At 69.1% G+C, this 22,651-nt stretch carries 21 protein-coding genes and 2 tRNA genes; 5 read left to right on the top strand and 18 right to left on the bottom strand.

Annotation, left to right across the window (positions count from 1 at the left end):
* Positions 1-10: 10 nt before the first annotated feature.
* Together BN1193_RS01280 and BN1193_RS01275 are read right to left on the bottom strand one after the other, a co-directional pair.
* Positions 11-340, bottom strand: coding sequence for a peptidase (locus BN1193_RS01280; protein ID WP_195907778.1), 330 nt, complete (start codon positions 338-340; stop codon positions 11-13).
* Positions 341-342: 2 nt separating this feature from the next.
* On the bottom strand, positions 343-1,887 hold the full coding sequence (locus BN1193_RS01275) for an inorganic phosphate transporter (RefSeq protein ID WP_094770204.1): 1,545 nt from the start codon (positions 1,885-1,887) through the stop codon (positions 343-345).
* Positions 1,888-2,067: 180 nt separating this feature from the next.
* On the opposite strand from BN1193_RS01275, the gene BN1193_RS01270 reads away from it, so the two are divergent.
* Genes BN1193_RS01270 through BN1193_RS01260 form a run of 3 tightly spaced genes read left to right on the top strand, consistent with a single transcriptional unit; the run spans position 2,068 to position 5,111 of the window.
* The gene (locus tag BN1193_RS01270; protein ID WP_040163350.1) at positions 2,068-2,595 is read left to right on the top strand and encodes an AAA family ATPase; all 528 of its coding nucleotides are present in this window, start codon (positions 2,068-2,070) and stop codon (positions 2,593-2,595) included.
* A 1-nt stretch (position 2,596) separates the two neighbouring features.
* On the top strand, positions 2,597-4,720 hold the full coding sequence (locus tag BN1193_RS01265) for a S9 family peptidase (protein ID WP_040163347.1): 2,124 nt from the start codon (positions 2,597-2,599) through the stop codon (positions 4,718-4,720).
* Between the two features lies 1 nt (position 4,721).
* Entirely contained in the window at positions 4,722-5,111 is a 390-nt protein-coding gene (locus BN1193_RS01260; RefSeq protein WP_040163344.1) for a hypothetical protein, read from the top strand.
* A gap of 72 nt (positions 5,112-5,183) precedes the next feature.
* Here BN1193_RS01260 and BN1193_RS01255 read toward each other — a convergent pair whose 3' ends face one another.
* Positions 5,184-5,813, bottom strand: a complete 630-nt coding sequence (locus BN1193_RS01255) for a hypothetical protein (protein WP_040163341.1) — start codon at positions 5,811-5,813, stop codon at positions 5,184-5,186.
* Positions 5,814-5,900: 87 nt separating this feature from the next.
* On the opposite strand from BN1193_RS01255, the gene BN1193_RS01250 reads away from it, so the two are divergent.
* Positions 5,901-5,973, top strand: a tRNA-Lys gene (locus BN1193_RS01250).
* A 217-nt stretch (positions 5,974-6,190) separates the two neighbouring features.
* On the opposite strand, the gene BN1193_RS01245 is transcribed toward BN1193_RS01250, so the two are convergent.
* From BN1193_RS01245 to BN1193_RS01230, 4 genes are all read right to left on the bottom strand, one after another.
* On the bottom strand, positions 6,191-6,931 hold the full coding sequence (locus BN1193_RS01245) for a DUF3800 domain-containing protein (RefSeq protein ID WP_040163628.1): 741 nt from the start codon (positions 6,929-6,931) through the stop codon (positions 6,191-6,193).
* A 274-nt stretch (positions 6,932-7,205) separates the two neighbouring features.
* A complete protein-coding gene (locus BN1193_RS01240) occupies positions 7,206-7,469 on the bottom strand; it encodes a ribbon-helix-helix protein, CopG family (RefSeq protein WP_040163338.1) in 264 nt (87 codons plus the stop codon).
* Positions 7,470-7,585: 116 nt separating this feature from the next.
* The gene (locus BN1193_RS01235; RefSeq protein WP_052460321.1) at positions 7,586-8,140 is read right to left on the bottom strand and encodes a hypothetical protein; all 555 of its coding nucleotides are present in this window, start codon (positions 8,138-8,140) and stop codon (positions 7,586-7,588) included.
* A 1-nt stretch (position 8,141) separates the two neighbouring features.
* A complete protein-coding gene (locus BN1193_RS01230; RefSeq protein WP_040163335.1) occupies positions 8,142-8,861 on the bottom strand; it encodes a Type 1 glutamine amidotransferase-like domain-containing protein in 720 nt (239 codons plus the stop codon).
* A 51-nt stretch (positions 8,862-8,912) separates the two neighbouring features.
* Between BN1193_RS01230 and BN1193_RS01225 the strand changes: the two genes are divergently transcribed.
* A complete protein-coding gene (locus BN1193_RS01225; protein ID WP_052460320.1) occupies positions 8,913-9,749 on the top strand; it encodes a serine hydrolase domain-containing protein in 837 nt (278 codons plus the stop codon).
* A gap of 72 nt (positions 9,750-9,821) precedes the next feature.
* On the opposite strand, the gene BN1193_RS01220 is transcribed toward BN1193_RS01225, so the two are convergent.
* From BN1193_RS01220 to BN1193_RS01170, 11 genes are all read right to left on the bottom strand, one after another.
* Positions 9,822-10,343, bottom strand: a complete 522-nt coding sequence (locus BN1193_RS01220) for a GNAT family N-acetyltransferase (protein WP_040163333.1) — start codon at positions 10,341-10,343, stop codon at positions 9,822-9,824.
* Positions 10,343-10,915 carry an isochorismatase family protein gene (locus tag BN1193_RS01215; RefSeq protein ID WP_040163329.1) on the bottom strand — a complete coding sequence of 191 codons (573 nt, stop codon included), beginning with the start codon at positions 10,913-10,915 and terminating at the stop codon, positions 10,343-10,345. The genes BN1193_RS01220 and BN1193_RS01215 overlap by 1 nt, the downstream gene beginning before the upstream one ends.
* Positions 10,916-10,924: 9 nt before the next feature.
* Positions 10,925-13,204: an MMPL family transporter gene (locus BN1193_RS01210; RefSeq protein WP_094770203.1), complete on the bottom strand. Its 2,280-nt coding sequence runs from the start codon at positions 13,202-13,204 to the stop codon at positions 10,925-10,927.
* Between the two features lie 140 nt (positions 13,205-13,344).
* A complete protein-coding gene (locus BN1193_RS01205) occupies positions 13,345-13,746 on the bottom strand; it encodes a hypothetical protein (RefSeq protein ID WP_052460319.1) in 402 nt (133 codons plus the stop codon).
* 2 nt (positions 13,747-13,748) lie between these two features.
* The gene (locus tag BN1193_RS01200) at positions 13,749-14,960 is read right to left on the bottom strand and encodes an MFS transporter (protein WP_040163326.1); all 1,212 of its coding nucleotides are present in this window, start codon (positions 14,958-14,960) and stop codon (positions 13,749-13,751) included.
* Positions 14,961-15,161: 201 nt separating this feature from the next.
* Positions 15,162-15,237, bottom strand: a tRNA-Thr gene (locus BN1193_RS01195).
* 77 nt (positions 15,238-15,314) lie between these two features.
* Entirely contained in the window at positions 15,315-16,871 is a 1,557-nt protein-coding gene (locus BN1193_RS01190; protein WP_040163323.1) for an alpha/beta hydrolase, read from the bottom strand.
* The gene (locus tag BN1193_RS01185; RefSeq protein WP_094770202.1) at positions 16,868-18,031 is read right to left on the bottom strand and encodes a DNA polymerase III subunit delta'; all 1,164 of its coding nucleotides are present in this window, start codon (positions 18,029-18,031) and stop codon (positions 16,868-16,870) included. The genes BN1193_RS01190 and BN1193_RS01185 overlap by 4 nt, the downstream gene beginning before the upstream one ends.
* 50 nt (positions 18,032-18,081) lie before the next feature.
* On the bottom strand, positions 18,082-18,705 hold the full coding sequence (gene tmk / locus BN1193_RS01180; protein ID WP_040163320.1) for a dTMP kinase: 624 nt from the start codon (positions 18,703-18,705) through the stop codon (positions 18,082-18,084).
* A complete protein-coding gene (gene topA, locus BN1193_RS01175; RefSeq protein WP_040163317.1) occupies positions 18,702-21,503 on the bottom strand; it encodes a type I DNA topoisomerase in 2,802 nt (933 codons plus the stop codon). The genes tmk and topA overlap by 4 nt, the downstream gene beginning before the upstream one ends.
* 143 nt (positions 21,504-21,646) lie before the next feature.
* Positions 21,647-22,558, bottom strand: coding sequence for a cation diffusion facilitator family transporter (locus tag BN1193_RS01170; RefSeq protein ID WP_040163314.1), 912 nt, complete (start codon positions 22,556-22,558; stop codon positions 21,647-21,649).
* Between the last annotated feature and the right edge of the window lie 93 nt (positions 22,559-22,651).

The raw sequence follows: 22,651 nt of genomic DNA, 5'->3' as shown, positions 1-22,651 counted from the left end.
CCTCCCCCGCTCACTTGACGAGCAGGAGCAGCACGCCGACGATGACGGCCACGCCGCACATGGCGAAGCACCCGTACGCGCCGACGAGCGCCCAGCGCTTCTGACCGTCGGTGAGCGGGTTCTTCTTCGCGGCCTTCACGGCGGCCCGCTGGGCACGCTGCGCTTCCTTCTCGGTGATCACCGTGATGGCGTCCGTGAACTCGGCCGGACTGACCACGGGCGCACGTCCGCCCAGCACCAGCAGTCGGAGTCCGACGGCGTAGAAGAACACGAGAGCGGACGCGCCGATGAGCGCCACGACGAAGACGTCGAAGAAGGCCTTCCAGTCGATCTCGATCATGATCAGGCGCCCTTCCCGCTCTTGCTCTTCTTGGCCGGCTTCTTGTCGCCGGTCTTCTTCGCGTTCGTCTTCGTCACGCCGGTGTCCTTCGGGGCGCTGTCCGCGGCCTTCTTCTCACCGCGGGTGTCCGCCGTGCGCTCGCGCAGATGCTTGGCGTTCACGGATGCCGCCGCCGCCTTCTCCTTCGCGGCCTTGGCGCGCTTCTCGGCGTCCTTGGCCCGCTTCTCGGCGTCCTTCGCGCGCAGTTCGGCATCGCGAGCGCGGCGGTCGGCGGCCTTCGCGGAGCGCTCCGCCTCGTCCACCTTGCGCTGCGCGTCCTTGCGCGCGCGCTCCTGATGACGCAGGATCTCGCGCTGACGACGCGTGGGCGGCGGGTTCCGCTTGACCTTCACCGCGCCACCGGACGCGGCGACATCGCTCATCGCGTTGGAGCTGTCCACCTGCTGGCGGCGGGAGTAGAGGAACAGCACCACGATGATGATCAGCGCGATGATCGCGTCCACCAGGACACCCCAGTGTCCCAGGGCGATGACCACGAACGCGGCGAGACCACCGACGATCGCGGAGGCGGGCAGTGTCAGCAGCCAGCCGACCATGATCTTGCCCGCGGTTCCCCACCGCACCTTGGAACCGCGGCGGCCGAGGCCGGAGCCGATGACCGAGCCGGAGGCCACCTGCGTGGTGGAGAGGGCGAAGCCGAGGGCCGACGAGGCGAGGATGGTCGCGGCGGTGGAGCTCTCCGCCGAGAAGCCCTGAGCCGGCTTGACGTCCGTGAGGCCCTTGCCGAGCGTGCGGATGATGCGCCAGCCACCGATGTAGGTTCCGGCGGCGATCGTCACGGCACACGCGATGATGACCCAGAGCTGCGGCTCGGCGTGTGCGGAGCTCTGCAGTCCGACCGTGATCAGCGCGAGCGTGATGATGCCCATCGTCTTCTGCGCGTCGTTGGTGCCGTGTGCGAGGGCGACGAGGGACGAGGTGAAGATCTGGCCCCAGCGGAAGCCGTCGCGGCCGTCCGGCTTGCCGTCGTAGCGACGGGTCACGGCGTACGCGATCTTCGTCGCGACGAACGCGATGATGCCCGCGGTGAGCGGCGCGAGCAGCGCCGGGAGCACGATCTTGCTGATCACGACACCGAAGTTGATGGCGCTGAGTCCGACGCCCACGAGCGTGGCACCGATGAGGCCACCGAACAGCGCGTGGGAGGAGCTGGAGGGCAGGCCGAGCAACCACGTCAGCATGTTCCAGGTGATCGCGCCGATCAGCGCCGCGAAGATCAGCGACGGGAACAGCGTGTGCGTCGGGTCGGCGTCTGCGATCTGACCCTCTTGGATGATGCCGTGCGAGACCGTCTGGGAGACCTCGGTGGACAGGAACGCTCCGACGAGGTTCAGCCCCGCCGCGAGGGCGACCGCCGTCTTGGGCTTGAGAGCGCCGGTCGCGATCGGGGTCGCCATGGCGTTCGCGGTGTCGTGGAACCCATTGGTGAAGTCGAAGAACAGCGCCAGTCCGATGACCAGCACGACGATGAGGATTGCGAGTTCCACCGGTCGCTTTCGTTTTGCGTGAGAGGAGGGGGATGTCGTCAGCGCGACGTGCGAACGAAGAGTTCACCTGGTGTTCGAGAACCGGCAACCGGCCATGGAAATCTTCGCATCCGCGCCGAAACCGGTCAACTCGCCACCCCCGCCGGACGGGAGTGCTGAACGGACCCATAGGGTGTCCCCATGCTCATCGTGATGGCGGGACTGCCCGGGTCCGGAAAGAGCACGATCGCCGCCGCGGCAGGTCGAGCGCTCGGCTGCGCGGTGATCGCCGTCGATGCCGTGGAGGCGGCGATGCTCCGCGCGGGTATCGGGACCGAGCAGCCGACGGGACTGGCCGCCTACGTCGTCGCGGACGCCGTGGCGCGGGAGCAGCTGCGCCTCGGACACGACGTGTGCGTGGACGCCGTGAACGATGCCCCAGCGGCTCGCCTCCAGTGGCGAGACCTGGCGGCGGCGGAGCGCGCATCGCTGCTGTTCGTCGAGGTGCTCGCGCCGGAGCCGCAGGAGCACCGACGACGACTCGAGTCCCGCGAGCGTGACCTGGACGGCTTCCCGGAGCCGACCTGGGAGTCCGTCCTCGCGCGGAGGTCCGGCTTCGATGAGTGGACGGACGATCGGTTGCGATTGGACGCGGGCCGACCGGTCGAGGAGAACGTCCGGCTGATCGCATCGGCCGTCGCTCTGCGCCGGGACGGATCGAGCGACTAGCGTGGGGCGGGTGACTGCACGTTCTGACGCCCCGATCGCCGACCGCCGCCCGCAGGACCGTGTCCACCACGGCGACACCTTCTCCGACCCGTACGAGTGGATGCGGGCGAAGGACGACCCCGAGGTCATCGCCCACCTCGAGGCGGAGAACGCGTACACGGCCGAGCGGACCGCTCACCTCGCGCCGCTGCGCGAGCGCATCTTCGACGAGGTGAAGGCGCGCACGCTCGAGACCGACCTCTCCGTCCCCGCCCGTCGCGGTGAGTACTGGTACTACGGACGCACGATCGAGGGTCAGCAGTACGGCGTGCAGTGCCGCGCACCGCTGTCCTCCCCCGACGACTGGACGCCGCCGGAGCTCGACCCGGCCGTGCCGGTCCCGGGCGAGGAGATCCTCTTCGACGGCAACGTCGAGGCCGAGGGCAACGAGTTCTTCTCGCTCGGCAGCTTCGACGTGTCCCGCGACGGCACGCGCATCCTGTACGGCATCGATGTCGCCGGCGACGAGCGCTACCGCGTGCGCGTCCGCGAGATCGCATCCGGCGAGGTGCTCTCGGATGTCCTGGAGGACACCGCGGGCGGCGCCGAGTTCACCCCGGACGGCACCGGCATCGTTTACCAGACGGTGGATGACGCCTGGCGGCCGGACACCGTCTGGCTGCACCGCATCGGGTCCGGTGCCGACGACGTGAAGCTGTTCCACGAGCCGGACGAGCGCTACTGGGTGGGTTCCGGCTTCACCCGGTCGGACGAGTACCTGATCATCGAGAAGGGCTCGAAGATCACGAGCGAGACCCGCTTGCTGCCCGCGGCGGATCTGACCGCCGAGCCGCAGGTCGTGTGGCCGGCGGAGGAGGGCGTGGAGTACAGCGTCGACCACGCCGTCATCGACGGTGAGGATGTCCTGTTCATCACCCACAACGCCGGCGCGCTGGATTTCGAGCTCGTGCGCGTGCCGCTGGCGGACCCCACGGGTCCGCGCACGCCCGTGCTCGCGCATCTGCCCGGTCGTCGAGTGCTGGACATCGATTGCTTCCGTGATTTCGCCACCGTCGATTACCGGCGCGACGGCCTGGAGCGCGTCGGCCTGCTCGATTACGCGACGAACGAGGTCACCGAGCTCGCTTTCGACGAGCCGCTCTACAGCGCTTGGGTGAGCGGCAACTCCGAGTGGGCACCGCCGCTCGTACGCCTGAGCTACGGCTCGTTCGTCACGCCCGCGAGCGTCTACGACTGGGACATCGCGAGCGGCGAGCTGCTCCTGCGCAAGCAGCAGCCGGTGCTCGGCGGGTACGACGCCGCGGACTATGACCAGCGTCGGATCTGGGCGACCGCTCAAGATGGGACGCAGATCCCGGTCTCGCTCGTCTGGAAGCGCTCGTTCGGCGACGTGTCCGACGGCGTCCGGCCCGTGCACCTGTACGGGTACGGCTCCTACGAGCACTCCATCGACCCCGGCTTCTCGTCCATGCGCCTGTCCGGTCTGGATCGCGGTGTCGTGTTCGCGGTCGCGCACGTCCGCGGCGGCGGCGAGATGGGTCGCGCCTGGTACGAGAACGGCAAGACGCTGAGCAAGCGCAACACCTTCACCGATTTCGTGGACGTGGCGCGGCACCTCGTGGATGAGGGCATCACGACGCCGGAGCGCCTGGCCGCCGAGGGCGGCAGCGCGGGCGGTCTGCTGATGGGAGCGGTCGCGAACCTCGCGCCGGAGCTGTTCGCCGGTGTCCTGGCTTCCGTTCCCTTCGTGGATGCGTTGACGACGATCCTGGATCCCTCGCTGCCCCTGACGGTCATCGAGTGGGACGAGTGGGGAAACCCGCTGGAGAACGCCGAGGTGTACGAGTACATGCGCTCCTACACCCCGTACGAGAACGTGCGCGAGGGCGTGACGTACCCGCGCATCCTCGCGGTGACGTCGTTGAACGACACCCGCGTGATGTACGTGGAGCCGGCGAAGTGGGTCGCGCGTCTGCGCGAGGTCGGCGCGGACGCGCTGTTGAAGTGCGAGATGGTCGCCGGTCACGGCGGGGTCACCGGACGCTACAACTCCTGGCGCGAGCGGGCGTTCGAGCTGGCGTGGCTGTTCGACGTCCTCGGCGTCGCCGACGTGGAGGAGGTCTGAGATGGCGCGCTCGGCTCCGGCAGTGATCCTCAACCCGCTGCGGCAGACGGAAGCGGAGGCGTACGTCGCCCCGCGGCGCCGTACCGCTTTGATCATGGTCTACGCCATGATCAGTGGAGCCCTGGTTCTCGGTGTCGTGGTGGCGTTCGTCACCGAGCTGTGGTGGATCGCTCCGATCGTCCTGGTCGTGGATCTGTTGGCGGCCTGGTACCTCTACCGCACGCAGATGCGCGCGGCCATCGCGCTGGCCCCGGATCTCGTGCTGCCCGGCTCGCTGCTGAAGGGCCTGGAGATCCCGGACCGCGCCCCGGACCAGTCCCTCTGGGAGGCCGCAGCCATCATGCAGACCGACGGCGACCGCTCCCGCGCCCAGCAAGCCCTCGGCTTCTGAGGCCCGCGTCCGGTCCGACGCACCACCGCATCCCGCGAGGCGGACCGGACCACAGGCGTACGGCGGTGTCGGTCAGGTGAGCGTGCCGAGCCGCCACTGGGCGGCAGCGGCGTCCAGGTCCGCCGCGAACGTGGAGAGCCGCAGTGCCTTCGTCGTAAGCGCCGTCGCGCGTTCCGGTTCCGTGCCCTCGTAGTCATCCGCGAGGTGCGTGGCCCCCGAGGCCTCCACGCGACAGAACGACGCCGCCCGCTGCAGTGCGACGCCGAAGTCGCCCGTGAACACCCCGCGCAGGATCGCGTCCGCGAGCTGCGTGATCTCCCCCGGTCCGGCCGGCGTCGGAGCCCCCGCGATGACGGGGTCGACGGTGTGCACCTCGCGGCGTCCGCGCTCGTAGACGAGGCTCGTGGTGTGCGGGTCGTCGTGGACCATGAGCTGCAGCAGGTAGATCCGCCACAGTGCGCCCGGCAGTGTGCGGGCCGGCGCCTGCGACCACAGCTGCGCGATGGTGTCGATGCCGTGCTCGCGCGTGTACGTCACGAGGCGGTCGACGGTGTCCGCGTCCGGGTCCTCGCGCACGCGCGACAGCAGCGCCGTCGCGGTGGCGTGCGCGGCGCGCGAGGCCTCGGCGGGGTCGTCGTTGCCGAACAGGCGATCGAGCATGTCGGACGGCCGTCGCACGGGCTTGTTGAACAGAGCAGACATCCTCACCAGGGTACGCGCGGCTCCGAGCCCGGGACGCGTTGTCCGCCGTCCGCGAAGCCCCGCCGTTGCCCCTAGAGTGGAACCCACGGGCCTCTAGCTCAGTTGGCAGAGCATCGGACTTTTAATCCGCGGGTCGTGGGTTCGAGCCCCACGGGGCCCACCGTGACTGTAGGAAACTCGACCCCAGAAATCGCTGGGATAGAGAGCCGTTCCCTCCTCCGCACCACGTGAAAAACCGCGACAACAGTCCCCAGCCTCATCCGCACAGGGGAGCCCGCTGGCTAGCGGAATAGGACGGCATGCCCTATCGTTGCAGCAAGTGGATCGGGAATGCTCGATCGGCGTATGGTCTCCGGGAAGCCCGGGGGCCTTTCGCTTTATGGGTAGACCTTGAGGCCGTAGCCGTCAATTCGCCCCTCTCTTAACCTTACGAGCTTCGGCTCGATGAGCTGCCAAGCGCGATTTCGCTGCTCGGGCCTCATCTCATGCAGGCCGATGGGCCTCGCTGTCATGTCGGCGATCTGAAGGCCCGAACTGTTGGCGCTCTTGGGCGCGCAATGGAACGCGAGGGTCTCCGGCATCCCCCGCATTGCGGTCGTGTCCATGATTCTTCGAAACTCAAGCTCGAGAGCATGGTCCTCTTTGGAACCCCGACTCTCAAACACGACACGGGTCATGCGACGAGCCTGGCCCCGCTGTTGCAGCTGAAGAAACACGCGTTCGAGACCGAACTCTAGGGCTACGTGATATGGATTCGTGTTCATGCCACGACGCTGACGGAACCGTTCTTTGTCGATCACGCAGGCGACAATCCCGAAGCGCGCAGCCTCGATGATGTCGTTCAATGCCCTCATGAAATCCGCGCGAACGCGCTCATTGAGGAGGATGTCGAACGGCGGCGTGGACTTCCGAATCTCGCGCTCATGGAGGACGACCATGTCGTGCCCGAAGAAGTCGAACTTGAGCCGCTGCACACGCGGTACCACGTGGTCGACATACTCATTGACCGGAAAGATACAGAACGACAGCACGAAGTACGGGAACTGCGGGTTCACGTTCACGAGACTGTGATCACCACTCTCGTCGACATAGACGACGTAGTCGCTGAACCTGGGCACGCCTCGAGGGTATATGAGCGGGACAACGTGAGCGGCCTTCGTCAGCGCCGAATCAAGGCCATCCACGACAGCGACGAGGTCGTCACCCGAATACGTCGTCGCATGCCTCCCCCAGTCGCTCCTCGGGGATGCGACAGCGGAGAGGGTTGAGTTCCCAAGCGCAGCTGGCGGGCTGGGAAGTCGTCGTCGAGGTCTTCGATCCACAGAGGCCAGGACGCCGTGCGGAGAATGTCGGCTGGCGCGAGTCCGTGTGTGAGAGAGGCGTCGTGGATCTTCACGACGCGAATGCAGCGATCGCCTCGCGGATCAGTTCCGACCGTGATTTGTGCTCGCGCGCGGCCCGCGCGTCGAGGGCAGCAAGCTCCTCCGCGGTCAGGCGGAGGGCCACCACTTGCGCTGGGTCCGATCCACGCCCCGGCCGCCCGCGTCCACGCTTCTTGATGGCGTCGATATCGAAACCGGCTTCTGCTTCCGCCGACCAGGCCGCGATGTGCTCCTCGGTGACCGCTTCGCCGTTGATCCTCTCGTCGCCCTCCATGAAGAAATCGTAATACGAAAATAGATGCGCAGCAGCGGGGCGACGTGGGCAGAAGTGCTGTGCCTGACGACGAACGCCTATCTTCCTACGACAGGTAGCTCGCCCAGGAACGGCCTTCAGAGGCTGAAGAGGCCGGGGAGTTTGCGGGAGATGCGGTCGTAGCGGACGGTCCACTCGTCGTTGGAGTTGTCGCGCCAGGCGATCGCGGCGCGGTTGACATCCGCGGACCCCTGCTTCAACGCCGCGTGTGCGGCCACCGCGCCGAGCTCGCCGTCCTTGACGAAGGCGAAGATGTTCACCACGATCTTCACGCGGTCGCTCAGACGCTTGCCGCGGTCGAAGCCGTCGACGTAGCCGAGGCCGCGCTCGTCAAGCACGGAGTCCAGCCACTCGGTCGCGTGGGCGATCAGGCGCCGGTCGTACGCGGCGTTCTCGGTCGGGAACTGCACCACCACGTGTGCCGTGTAGCCGTCGTCCGGGAACTCACGGAAACCCCGCGCCAGGAAGGGCGCGGCAAGCTCGGCGACCGAGACCTCCGCCGGCGTGCGGCCGGTCTCGGTCAGCCGCCCGGTGCGGCCGAGCGTGCCCTCGCGGATCACCCACTCCCCCGTGCCCGCACTCTCCCAGATCTGGACGAAACGGGACGGATCGTCGTCGGTCACGAGTTGCATGTCACACCCCGAGCACCCGCATGTCCAGCGGGACCTCGACGCCGGTTTCACCGTCACGCATCACGCGGCGCGCGATCGCGTCCGGACGCTCCGCCAGCGCCTCCACGACCTCGCCGTCGCGGAACACGACGGCGGCGAAATCGTCCACGGCGTGGCCCTCCGGCAGCGTGCCGTCGCCGACCCAGGCGAGGAACTTCTCGCGCCGACCGGGCTCGCCGAGGTAGTGCGGGCACCCGGCGCCGGACAGAAAGCCGAGGCCGTCGCGCAACGGCGCGAGCGGACCGTACGAGTCCGTGGACGACGCCTCGAACCAGCAGTTCATCCCGGCGCTGATGCCGGCGAGGATCGTGCCGGATGCAGCGACAGAGCGCAGCGTGTCCACGATGCCGTGCAGGCGCCACAGAGCCAGCAGGTTCGCGGTGGACCCGCCGCCGACGTAGATCAGGTCCTGCTCGGCGAGGAGGTCCGCACCGCCGTAGCCCCACGGCCCACGGTTGAACAGCGACAGCACGCTGGTGCGCGCGCGACCGTCGAAGGCCGCCTCGAAGCGCTGCGCGTAGCCCTCGGCATCGCCGCTCGCGGTCGGGATGAAGCACACCCGCGGGTTGTCGACCCCCGTCATCGCGAGCAGCTCGTCATCGATCGCGCTCCGCCCGTCGTCGGACATGGAGAATCCTCCCCCGCCGAGCGCGACCACTGTTCCCTGGAATGCGTCAACCATCCGGCGACCCTATCGCGGCTGACATCATGGAAAGGCATCTCGGGAGGACGCATGACCGAAACCACGCTGACCGCCACGTCACAACTCGCGATCTGGCCGGTCGAGAACGCCGCCACCGCCGTCATCGCGGCGGACGGCACGATCCTCGGCACCGCCGGCGACATCGATCGGCCGTTCCCGCTCGCGTCGGTGACGAAGCTCCTCACCTCGTACGCCGCGCTCGTGGCCGTCGAGGAGGGCGTCTTCGAGCTGGACGACCCCGCGGGCCCACCCGGATCAACGGTGCGCCACCTGCTCGCCCACGCGTCCGGGCTCGCCTTCAGCGAGGACCGCGTGCGCGCCGAGCCGGGCACGCGCCGGATCTATTCCAACCGCGGCATGGAAGTGCTCGCCGACACCCTCGCCGCCCGCAGTGAGATCCCGTTCACGACGTACCTGGACGAGGCCGTGCTCGCCCCGCTCGGCATGACCGCGACGCGCGTCGACGGCTCCCCCGCCGCGGGCGGCATCTCCACGACCGCGGACCTGGCCCGCTTCGCCGCCGAACTGCAGCGTCCCGCTCTCCTCGCACCGGAGACCCTCGCCGCCGCCACGACGGTCGTCTTCCCGGGCCTGGACGGCGTGCTCCCGGGGTTCGGGCGACAGAAGCCGAACGACTGGGGGCTCGGCTTCGAACTGCGCGATCACAAGAGCCCGCACTGGACCGGGGCGAACAACTCCCCGCGCACGTTCGGCCACTTCGGTCAGAGCGGCACGTTCCTCTGGGTGGACCCGGAGGCCCACGTCGCGGTCGTGGCGCTCACCGACCGCGACTTCGGCCCCTGGGCCGCCGAGGTCTGGCCGGTTTACGCGGACGCGGTGCTCGCCGAGGTGTCGCCCGCGCGGTGATCCCTCCTCGGGCTCCTGGTACCGCGCTCGCCGAGTGATCATCATCATGCTCGCCGACGCCAGACCGCCTGATCACAGCTCGAACGCCATCTCCTTCTCGTCCCCGACGACGCTGGTGAACTCCACGCCGGTGTCCCGGAACCCGAACCGCCGATACGCCGCCTGCGCGCGAACGTTGTCGACGTGGACGCTGAGGAACAGGCGCCGGAATCCGGCCTCGGTCGCCCACCGCGCGCACTGCCCGAGCAGACCGTCCACCGCTCCGCCGCCGCGCGCCTGCGGAACCACGAACACCCCGACGACGGTGGCGCGACGCTCCGGTCGCGGCCGGAGGCGTTCGTCGAGGCTCCCCGCCTCCTGCACGATCACCGTCGCGGTCCCCTGCCACACACGTCCGGTCAGGGCGATGAACTGCGCCGAGGGGCCCCCGGCCGCCCCCGCCATCGCGCGCGCCCGCCAGTGATCGTCGGGCTGCCCGGCCGCGACCTCGCGACTGCCGATGAACGCCATCGAGGCGTCCGGGTCGGCGAGAGCCTGCAGACGCAGATCCCGGACCTGTCGCCACTCATCGGCGCGAATCCGCCGAACGCGCATCAGGAAGCCGTGATCTCAGCGCCCGCGTGTCCGAGCTCGGCCAGAGCCGCGGCGGACGAGTCCGGCGCGACGCCCGCGATCATGTCCGTGAGCACCCGGACCGCGATGCCGTGCGCGATCGCGTCCAGCGCGGTCGCGCGCACGCAGTGGTCCGTCGCGATCCCGACGACGTCCGCCGACGTCACCCCGGCCGCGGACAGCACGGCCGCCGTGGTCTGACCGTCCTCAGTCGCGCCCTGGAACATCGAGTACGCCGGTTCGCCGCGCCCCTTCAGCACGTGGTGCGTGATGGCCGCGGGCTCCAGCAACGGGTCGTAGTCCGCTCCCGGCGTGCCGGCGACGCAGTGCACCGGCCAACTGTCGCGGAAGTCCGGCTCCGCGGCGAAATGACCGCCGTTGTCGGAGTCGGCGTCGTGCCAGTCCCGCGACGCGACGATCACCGCGTAGTCGCCGGCGTGCGCGGCCAGGAACGCACTGATGCGTTCCGCGACCGCGTCACCGCCGGCGACGGCGAGGGCGCCGTCCTCGGTGAAGTCGTTCTGGACGTCGACGATCAGCAGGGCGCGGGTCATGTCCCGAGCCTACGACCTCCGCCGATCCCGACGGAGCCCCGTGCCCGGCGCCGGCACGCCCTGCTCGGTCGCTCCGGCGCGTGCCGCATCCTCGCGCTCCCGAAGCACCAGGCCGCCGGCAACGGCGTGCTCGTCGACGTGCTTCTTGGACATCGCGTTCGGCCACCAGATGAAGCGGCCGATGTCATACATCAGCGCCGGGATCAGCAGTGACCGGACGATGAACGTGTCCACCAGCACACCGAACGCCACGATGAAGGCGATCTGTGCGAGGAACATGATCGGGATGACCCCGAGCGCTGCGAACGTCGCGGCGAGCACGAGGCCGGCGGAGGTGATCACGCCACCCGTGGAGACCAGTCCGCGCAGGATGCCGGGCCGGGTGCCGTGCGTGCGCGATTCCTCCCGCACGCGACTCATCAGGAAGATGTTGTAATCCACACCGAGGGCGACGAGGAACACGAACCCGTACAACGGCACCGCCGGGTCCGCTCCGGGGAAGTCGAGGATGTGGTTGAACACCAGCGCCGAGACGCCGAGAGCGGTGAGGAACGACAGGACCGTGCTGATGATCAGCAGCACCGGTGCCACGATCGCGCGCAGCAGCAGCATGAGGATGATCAGGATCACCACGAGCACGATCGGGATGATGAGCTCGCGGTCGTGCTCGCTCGTGGCGATCGTGTCGACATCGACGGCGGTGGTTCCGCCTACGAGGGCGGTGCCGGAGCCGAGCTCACGCGTGAGCGAGCCACGCAGATCGGCGATGGTCTTCTTCGCCGCGTCCGAGTCAGCGGTGTCGGACAGGGTCAGCACGAGAAGCACGTCCCCGTCGCGAACGGTCGGCGTCGGCGCGTCCTGTCCGGGCGGGCCGGGAGCGGTGTAGACGGGCTTGCCGTCCTTGACCTCAACGGTGGCCTGACCAGAGCTCGCGTCCTTGCTGGACGCGGCCACCGCCTCGATGCCGCTGATCTTTTCGATCGCGGTCACGGCATCGGCGACATCGTCCTGCGGCACGATGACGTACGCGGGCGAACCGGACCCGCCCGGGAAGTGTTCGGCGAGCTTGGCCTGGCCGTCGCGCGCCTGGCTGGCGCCGAGCACGAGGTCGCTGGTCGCGACACCATCGGCCTTGAGCTGCGTGACTCCGAGGGCACCTGCGAGGAGGACGACCGTGGTGACGATCCAGACGATCCGGAAGTGCTTGGCGACGAGCTTCGCACTGCGCGGCCAGAAACCCTTCACCGGCGCGTCCAGGTCGTGCGGGACGACGTGCGAGGTGTCATCGCGCTTCGGCGGGAACGGCCAGAACGCGGCGCGTCCGGCGAGTGCCAGCATGGCCGGCAGGAAGGTCAGAGCGGACAGCATCGCGAAGGCGATGCCGATGGAGGCGATGGGCCCCAGCGCCTTGTTCGTGGCGAGGTCGCTCAGCAGCAGGCAGAGCAGGCCTGCGATGACCGTGCCGCCGGAAGCGAGGATCGGCTCGAACGCGCCCTTCCACGCCGTCGTCGTCGCGTTCCAGCGATTGAGGCCGGAACCGATCGCCTCGCGGAATCGCGCGACGAACAGCAGCGCGTAGTCCGTCGCCGCACCGATGACGAGGATGAACAGGATGCCCTGCACCTGGCCGTTCAGCACGAACACACCGGCCTTGGCGAGCCACCACACCACCAGCAGCGCCACGCAGAGCGCGAACATCGACGACAGCAGCACGAGGACCGGCAGCAGCGGTGAGCGGTACACGATGATGAGGATCACGAAGACCGCGATCAGCGCGGTGAGCAGCAACGTGCCGTCAATGCCGAGGAAGCCGTTGACGAGGTCGGCGCTGAAACCCGCCGGTCCGGTCACCCACGCGGTGGTGCCGTCCGGGATCTTGTCCTTGAGCTCGGTGCGCAGCTCCCCCACGACGTCGTCGATGTCGCCGGACGAGTCCAGCGGTACGAACATCTGCACCGCTTCTTCGTCATCGGACGGGATCGGCGGCGAGACGTCGCCGTTCACACCCTTCGTCGCGGCGAGGGTGTCCGGCAGATCGGCCAGCTTCTCCAGCTGCGCAGCGGTGAGCTTCTTGCCGTCCTCACCGGTGATGACGACGACGGCCGGGATGCTGTCCTCCCCGAGGAAGTCCGCCGTCCGGTTCTGCACCTGCGTGGACTCGGCACTCGCCGGCAGGAACGTGGACTGGTCGTTCGTGGAGACTTCGCCGACCTTGCCGAAGTAGGGCCCTCCGATCGCTCCTCCGACCAACCAGATCAGGACGAGCACGATCGGGAGTCCGAGGCGCAACCAGCGTGCCGAAGTAGGGCCCTCCGATCGCTCCTCCGACCAACCAGATCAGGACGAGCACGATCGGGAGTCCGAGGCGCAACCAGCGGGAGGGACGGGAGGGTGAAGCCATACTCGCTAGCCTAGTTAGCGAATCCTGATCACGGACCCACGGCCATGATCACGAGGGACGCGATGGTGCAGGCCAGCCACAGCCCGGCGGCGCTCACGGTCGCGACGGCCACCGGTCGCCACGCCGCACCACGGCGCACCCAGCGGAACCGATCGTGCACGTCCGGGCGGACGAAGACGTCCACCTCGCGCTTGCCGATGACGCGCCCGCGATCCTCGGGGCGGACGCGCGCCTCTCCGACGCCGTCGCGGCCGAACCAGCGCAGCACCGGCCCGCTGTCACCGCTCTCGATCACCGCGCGCGCTGGGTGCCACGGCCCCTGCGACAGCGTGAGCACGATCAGGACGATCGCCCCCAGCAGCGCGATCGCTCCCCCGAGCCAGGACAGAACCTCGGCCACTGCGGAGATGACGTCAAGGGCCGGGGACACGTTCAGATCGTAGCGGCAGCCCGTCTTCCGTAAAGCCAGTGCAGGGCCGCACTGACGAGGAGGAGCACGAGCGCTCCGCCGGCGACCAGCGTCGTGGCCAGCGGAACGCCACCGAGCTGGATCATCACTCCGGCGACCGCGCCGGAGACGCTGGCCCCGAGGTTGTGGCTGGTGTTCACCCACGTCGTGGCCGAGTTCTGCCGACTCTCTCCCCCGGCGGCGTGCGCGGCGACGTACGCGACGATCATCACTGGAGAGAAGAACAGTCCGGCCGCCGCCAGGACCGCGCTCACCGCGACCGCGCCGGAGACGAACGCCACGAGCGAGCTCAGCAGCACGAGCGCACCGGCCAGGATGATCAGCTGCACCGCGGCCGGGCCGCGCACTCGGAGAGCGCCGTAGGCAAGCCCGCCGAGCGCGCTGCCGCCGGCGAAGAGTCCGAGCGCGACACCGGTGGCCGCCGGGCCGCCGACCTCCGCCAGCACGACGGGCACGCTGATCCCGACCGTGCCGACCACGAAGCCGGCCACGACCGCCGGCAGCAGCACACCGACGAATCCAGGGTCCAGGATCAGCGGCCGACCGCGGGTGGTTCCCGCGCTCACGCGCGGCACCATCGCCCCGACGGCATCGGTCAGGCAGAACAGGACCCCGCCGACCACCACCAGGGCGGCCGGGACGAGCAGCGCCACGCCCGGCGAGATGACCGCGAGGGCGACACCGGCGAGCGCCGGCCCGGCGAGGTAGAGGAGCTCCTCGACGACCGCGTCCAGGCTCAGGCTCTTGGTGAGAAGCTCCTCCGGGGCAAGACGGCCCCAGGCCACCCGCATGGTGGGCCCGAGCGGAGGCGCGACAGCCCCGGCGAGAGCCGCCAGGGCGATCAGCACGGCGCCGTCCCCGGGCGCCAATGCCGTGACGGCGATCAGGGTCAGAGTCAATCCGAAGGCGAGGACGAGGACGAGGAGCGTCCGCCGGGCACCGTACCGGTCGATGAGCCAGGCGCGCACCGGAGCGAGGAAGCTCGCTCCGGCTCCGTAGAGCCCGACCGCGAGTCCGGCCAGAGCGATGGATCCGGTCGCGTCGGTGACGGCGAACAGGAGCGGAAGGAAGACGAGCGCGTAGGCGCTGCGTCCGACGAGTGCGGCCCCGAAGGTGGTCGGGACGCGCGGGATTCTGAGCACGTCGACATAACGTGCGGTCCGTGTGGACGGCATGGGAAAGAACTCCAGGCGAAGGAGCACGCCGACGGCGTGCTGGTGATGGATGATCAGGCTCCGCGCGACGTCAAGGGTCGCGACTGCCGATCAATCAGTGCCGTGAAGCATTCCCCCACCCTAGGGGTTGGCGCGCCGTCTCGCCCGGCACGCGGGCCGGGAACGACGAAAGACCCCCGGACATGCCGGGGGTCTTTCTGATGGAGCCGCCTGTCGGAATCGAACCGACGACCTAGTCATTACGAGTGACTCGCTCTGCCGACTGAGCTAAGGCGGCGGGCCGTGTTCCAGAGTACAGCATCCGCGGGGGTGCTCCGTACCGTGGGCGGCGTCCGGGCGTGGCGTCCGACGGCGTCAGCAGGTGAGGCCGTCGGTGGGAACGGTGCGCTTCGTGAAGTAGTCGTTCACGGCGTCGTCGACGCAGCTGTTGCCCTTGTTGTAGCCGGTGTGCCCGTCGCCCTTGCGGGTGATCAGCACGCCGCTGGAAAGCTGATCGGACAGCGCGACGGCCCACTCGTACGGCGTCGCCGGGTCGTTCGTCGTTCCGACCACGACGATCGGCGCCGCGCCGTCGGCGGTGATGCGTCCGGCCTTGCCGGTCGGCGGGGCCGCCCAGTACTCGCAGACGTCAGCACCCAGCCAGTACTTCGCGATCGTCGGGGCGACGGCGGCGATCTTCTTCTCCGCGTCCTCGTAGCTGGACTCGGTGTCGGTCTCCTCGGACGGCTGGTAATCCATACAGTTGTACGCGTTGAACGCCTCGGTCGAGTTGTCCTCGTACTTGCCCGGCCCCTGGCGGCCGTTGTAGAAGTCCGCCAGGAAGAACGCCGTGCTCGGGTCGCCCTCCATCGCCTTGGCCAGCGCTTCGGTCAGGTAGGACCAGCTGTCCTCGGAGTACAGCGCAGCGGTGATCGCCAGGGACAGATCCGCGCCGTCCAACTTCCGACCGTCGGAGTTGGGCAACGGGTTCGCGTCGACCGTGTCCAGCAGCGTGCGCAGGTCGCCGAGGGCCTGGTCCACCGTGCCGGTGAACGGGCACTGGGACCCGTCCAGGCAGTTCTGCATGTAGGCGGTCAACGCGGTCTGGAAGCCCTTCGCCTGCACGAGGCCCACCTCGTCGCCGGTCATCTCCGGGTCCAACGCGCCGTCGAGCACGAGACGACCGACCCGCTCCGGGAACAGCCCGGCGTACGTCGCGCCGAGTTTGGTGCCGTAGGAGTAGCCGAGGTAGTTCAGCTTGTCGTCGCCGAGCACCGCGCGCATCACGTCCATGTCCTTCGCCGCGTTCTCGGTCGTGATGAAGGGCAGGATCTTGCCGCTGTTGGCCTCGCACGCGTCGGCGAAGGACTTCGCCCGCGCGTCCTCGTCATCCAGCCACTCCTGCGACCCGCGCACCCCGGCCACCGGCGCGTACAGGTACTCGTCCATCGCCTTTCCGTCCAGGCACTTCACCGGGGAGGACTTCCCGACACCCCGCGGGTCGAACCCGACGATGTCAAAGGCTGCGCGCACCGGAGCGGCGACGGCGTAGCTCAGGCTCGACTCGACGAAATCCACACCGCTCGCACCGGGACCGCCCGGGTTGACCAGCAACGATCCCTGCGGTGTGCCGGACGGGCGGGCCCGCACCAGGGCGAGGTCGATGGAGGCGCCGGACGGGTCGGCGTAGTCCAGCGGAACGCTGACCGTGCCGCACTGCATCGCCTTCGCGCAGGAGGACCAGTCCACGGTCTGCGAGTAGTACTTCTCCAGCCCCGCCGGAACGCCGACCGTGCTCGGCGTCTTGTCGGCACCGCTGTACCCGGCGGACTCCTTCGGGATCTGCGAGTACAGACAACCCGTGAGGGTCAGCGAGGCGACCGCGAGGGTCACGAGGGCGGCGCCCAGCCGGCGGAGGCGAGTGGCGGTCATGGTGTCCTTCCGGTCCCCACGGTGACGAGGAGGCTTTCGATCGCCAGCAGCGGTGCCGCATTCTGCTGCACCGCCTGACGGGTGGCGGTGATCGCGTCGAGCACGGTCAGGGTGCGCTGGTGCGTCCACTCGGCCGTCCGCGCCCGGGCGGTCTCGGCGAGCTCGACGTTGATCAGGTCGTCCGTGCGGCCGAACTGCATCAGCGCGACGTCACGGAACAGCGACTGCATGTCGGTGAGCACGCGATCGATGCCGTCGCGGAGGCTGCGCGTGGCGCGGCGCTTCTGTTCGTCCTCGAGCGCCGAGATCTGCGAGCGCACCGCCGGTGGGACGGGTGCTCCGGGCGCGACGCCCACGGTGCGCAGCAGCGATGCCCGCTCGGCCTCGTCGCGTTCGGCGGTGAGGGCCTTGGCATCATCGGTCGCGGCCTGGACGATGCGACCGGCGATCTCGACCACATCACCGATGCCGCGGACGGACAGCACCCCGCGCAGCGTCGCGTCCCGCCGCTCACGCGAGGCGGCGTCGGTCGCGAGACGCTGCGCCATGCCGATGTGCCGCTGCGCGTGGCGCGCGGACTGTTCGGCGATCTCGGCCGGGACGCCCGTGCGCTGCATGACCAGTCGGGCGACGTCGGCGACCTCCGGTTCCCGCAGCCGTAGCGCACGCACGCGCGAGCGGATCGTCGGCAGCAGGTCGGCCTCGCTCGGCGCGCACAGCACCCACACGGTCTCCGCCGGCGGCTCTTCGAGCGCCTTGAGCAGGACGTTGGAGGTCCGCTCGGTCATCCGGTCGGCGTCCTCCACCACGATCACGCGGTGGCGACCCGCGGACGGCGACAGGTAACTGCGTTCGACGAGGCCGCGAGCGTCTTTGATCGAGATGATGACGCCCTCGGTCCGCAGGGCGGACAGGTCCGGATGCGTCCCGGCGATCACCTGGCGCATCGTGTTCACGTCCTCCGGGCCGGAGGCGATCAGGGACGCGGCGAACGCGTACGCGAGGTTCGAGCGGCCTGATCCGGGCGGGCCGGTGAGAAGCCACGCATGCGTCATCGCGAGCGGATTCTCGGCGGCCGCACGCAGTGTCGCGACGGCCTCGTCCTGCCCCCAGACGTCTCCCCAGGGGAGGGTGCTCGCGGCACTCTCCGTCACGCTCATGCGTCCAGCCTAACGGCGGGCTGAGACAGCGGAGCTCGACCGTCCACCGGTCAGCTCAGGCGCTCGGCGACGCGCGTGCGGATGACCTCGGCGATCTCCGCCACGGGAGCAGCCGCGTCGACGACGAGGAACCGGTCCGGTTCGGCCGCGGCCAGCTCCAGGTAGGCACGCCGAACGCGCGTGTGGAAGGACTCCCCCGCGGCCTCCAGCCGATCGAACGGTTTGTCGGCCGAATCGAGCCGCTCGCGCGCGACCTGCTCATCCAGATCGAGCAGAACGGTGACATCCGGCAAGGCGCCCTCGGTGGCCCACAGCGAGAGGTTGCGGACCTCCGCCGCATCCAGCACTCGTCCGGCCCCCTGGTAGACCACGGACGAATCCAGGTAGCGGTCCTGCAGCACGACCTCGCCGCGCTCCAGTGCCGGCCGCACCACGGTCGCGACGTGATGCGCTCGATCGGCGGCGTACAGCAGCGCCTCCGCCCGGGGCACGATGTCACCGCGGTGATGCAGCACGATGTCCCGGATCAACCGGCCCACCTCCGTGCCGCCCGGCTCGCGGGTGTGCACCACGGTGCGCCCCTGCCCGGTCAACCAGTCCGCGAGCAGGCGCGACTGCGTGGTCTTGCCGGTGCCGTCACCGCCCTCGACGGTGATCCACAATCCGGCGCTCACGCGTCGTCCGCGGCCTTCTTCGCCGGTGCCTTCTTCGCCGGTGCCTTCTTCGCGGGTGCCTGCTTCGCGGCCGCGGTCTTCGCGGCGGTGGTCTTCTTCGCCGCCGCGGTCGTGGTCTTCTTCGCCGTCGTGGTCTTGCGAGCGGCGGTCTTGCGCTTGGGCGCCGGACCCTTCGCACGCTTGTCCGCGAGCATCTGCACCGCGATCTCGAACGTGATGTCGTCCGGGGTCTGGCCCTTCGGGATCGTGACGTTCGTCTCACCGTCGGTGACGTACGGACCGAACCGACCGTCCTTGACCTTGATCGCCTTGCCGCTGACCGGGTCCGCCTCGAACTCCTTGAGCGCCGACGCGGCACGACGAGCACCGTACTTCGGCTGCGCGTACAGCTCGAGCGCCTGCTCCAGCGTGATGTCGAAGATCTCCGCCTCGGTCTGCAGCGAGCGCGAGTCGGTGCCCTTCTTCAGGTACGGACCGAACCGACCGTTCTGCGCGGTGATCTCCTCCTCCGTCGCCGGGTCGACGCCCACGACGCGGGGAAGCTCGAGCAGCTGCAGCGCGGTGGCGAAATCGACGGTGTCGACGGACATCGACTTGAACAGCGACGCGGTGCGCGGCTTCGGCTCGGCGACCTTCTTGGCACCGCGCTTCTTCGGCGCCTCGGCGACCTCGCCGGTCGCGGTGTCCACCTCGTCCTCGTCCGAGGGCGGGTCGATCTCCTGCACGTACGGACCGAACCGGCCGTCCTTGACCACGACGAGCTTGCCGGTCTCCGGAATCTCGCCCAGGACCCGGTCGCCGGCCACCGGCGCCTCGATCAGCTCGGTGGCGCGCTCGGCGGTCAGCTCGTCGGGCGCCATACCCTCGGGGATGTTGACGATGCGCGGCTTCGCGTCCGGGTTCGCGGCGTCGGCGACCTCGAGGTACGGCCCGTAACGGCCGAAGCGGAGGGTGGCGGCGTCGGTGATCCGGGTCGCGTTCAGGGCGCGGGCATCGATCTCACCGACGTTGTCGACGATGTTGCGCAGGCCGGTGTGGCTGTCCGAGCCGAAGTAGAACTCCTTCAGCCAGTCCGCGCGGCGCTGCTCGCCGCGGGCGATGGCGTCGAGGTCGTCCTCGAGCGCGGCGGTGAAGTCGTAGTCCACGAGCTCGGCGAAGTTCTCCTCGAGCAGGCGGACGACGCTGAACGCCATCCACGACGGCACGAGGGCCTGGCCGCGCTTGGAGACGTAGCCGCGGGCGATGATCGTGTCGATGATGCTGGCGAACGTGGAGGGGCGACCGATGCCGCGCTCCTCCAGCACCTTCACCAGTGACGCCTCGGTGTAGCGGGGCTTCGGCGTGGTGCGGTGGTCCTTGACCTCGACATCGGTGACGTCCACGGACGATCCCACGCTCAGCGCGGGCAGGGACTGGTCGGCGGCCTTGTCGCCGTCGGAGCGCTTCTCGTCGCGGCCCTCCTCGTACGCCTCCAGGAATCCCTTGAAGGTGTAGACGGTTCCGGACGCGGTCAGCTCCGCCTTGCGGCCGTCCGCGTTCACGCCGATCGTGACGGTCGTGGTCTCGAACTTCGCGTCCGACATCTGGCTGGCGACGGTGCGCTTCCAGATCAGGTCGTACAGGCGCGCCTCATCGCGATCCAGTGCGGAGGACACCGACGCCGGCGTGCGGAAGGTCTCCCCCGACGGGCGGATCGCCTCGTGCGCCTCCTGCGCGTTCTTGGACTTCGACTTGTACACGCGGGGCTTCAGCGGCACGGCCTTCTCGCCGTACAGCGAGACCGCCTGCGTGCGCGCCGCGGTGATCGCCTGCGTGGACAGCGCGACCGAGTCGGTGCGCATATAGGTGATGTACCCCTTCTCGTAGAGGCGCTGGGCGGTGGACATCGCCATCTTCGCCGTCATCGAGAGCTTGCGTCCGGCCTCCTGCTGCAGCGTGGAGGTCGTGAACGGGGCGTACGGGCTGCGCGTGCCGGGCTTGGCTTCGACCTTGGCGACCTCGCCGGAACCGGCCGTGGTGATCGCGGACGCGAGCGTGGTCGCCTCGGCCTCGTTCAGCACGACGACGGCCTTCTTCAGCTCACCGCGCTCGTCGAAGTCGGTGCCGCGGGCGATGGGCGCACCGTCCAGGCGCACCAGGCGCACGCGGAAGGTGGAGCCGTCCGCGGCGGCGTCGGCCTCAACGTCCCAGTACGCGGCCGAGGTGAACGCCATGCGCTCGCGCTCCCGGTCCACGACCATGCGGGTCGCGGCGGACTGCACGCGACCGGCGGACAGGCCCGGCTGCACCTTGTACCAGAGCACGGGGCTGACGTCCCAGCCGTACAGGCGGTCCAGGACACGGCGGGTCTCCTGCGCGTCGACGAGCGCAAGATCGAGCTCGCGCGTGTTGTCGACGGCGGCGCGGATGGCGTCCTTGGTGATCTCGTGGAAGACCATGCGCTTGACCGGAACCTTGGGCTTCAGCGTCTCCAGCAGGTGCCACGCGATGGCCTCGCCCTCGCGGTCCTCATCAGTGGCGAGCAGGAGCTCGTCAGCGTTCTTCAGGGCGCGCTTGAGTTCGGCGACCGTCTTGGTCTTGCGGTCGGAGACCACGTAGAGCGGGTCGAAGTCGTTGTCGACGTCGATCGAGTACTTGCCGTACGCGGCCTTCTTCTCGGCCGGGATGCTCTTCTTGTCCGCCAGGTCACGGATGTGACCGACCGAGCTCAGGACCTCGTAGTCGTCACCCAGGTAGCCCTGGATGGACTTCATCTTCGTCGGGGACTCGACGATGACGAGCTTCTTACCGTGTGCCACGGAGCGTCCTTTCGTTGTCGACAGCAAGATACACGCCGCCGAAGCGGTCGCGGCTGTGACGAGGAGTCGGCCGGACGAACGGGTCTCGTCCGGATCGGGCCCGCGGCGCCCAGCGCGGGCGGGCCGTACGGTGCAAGCCTACGTCAGCCGAAGCTGAGCGACGGCTCGTCGTCGACGGACAGGGACAGCACCACGGACTCGACGAGCGGATGCGCCTGGATCTCCTGCTCGATCGCACGCAGGCGTCGAGCGACATCGTGCTCGCGCAGGTCACCGACCAGGTCGATCTCGGCGACGACGAACAGCTTGTTCGGGCCGACGTACTCGATGTGCAGATAGGTGATCCGCTCCACGGCCGGGTTGGCGAGGATCGTGCGGCCGGCGTTGACGCGGATGTCCGCCGGCACCGTGGTGCCGACGAGGAACATGAAGTTGCGCTGGATCAGGATCACCGCGACGATCCCGAGCAGGACGCCGACGAGGATCGAGCCGACCGCGTCCCAGATCGCGTTCCCCGTGATCTGATGCAGCGCGATCGCGCCGCCGGCGATCACGAGCCCGATCAGGGCGGCGAAGTCCTCGAAGAACACGGCCCGCAGTGTCGTGTCGCTGGTGTCCAGAACGAAATCCCACGTCGAGCGATTGCGCTGGTTGGCCAGACGTCGCGAGCGGATCAGCGCCTGCGCGAACGACGCGCCCTCCAGCACGAACGCGATCGCCAGCACGGCGTAGGCCCAGCCGACATCCGAGATCGCCTCCGGGTGCGTCAGCTGCTGGATCCCGTTCATCACCGACACGATCGAGCCGGCCGTGAAGATGCCGAACGCCGCGATCAGTGACCACAGGAACGCGCTGCGCCCGTACCCGAACGGGTGGCGGGCGTCCTTCGTGCGCGTGCTCTGCCGGTCCGCGATCAGGAGGAAGATCTCGTTGCCGCAGTCCGCCCACGAGTGCGCCGCCTCGGCGACCATGGCCGCCGACCCGGTGATCACGGCGGCGACCGTCTTCGCGGCGGCGACGAGGACGTTGGCGATGAAGGCGATCACGACGGTCACCGCGTCAGGTTACGCCCGCCGCGCGTTCGACACGGCGCAGCGGCGACCCGCCTCCCAGCCGGATGGGGTGGAATGGATGGCTGGAGGTATGAG

The organism is Microbacterium gorillae, assembly GCF_000826185.2.
Classification (GTDB): domain Bacteria; phylum Actinomycetota; class Actinomycetes; order Actinomycetales; family Microbacteriaceae; genus Microbacterium; species Microbacterium gorillae.
Note: the sequence above shows the minus strand (reverse complement) of the source record. Positions and strands in the feature narration are given on the sequence as shown.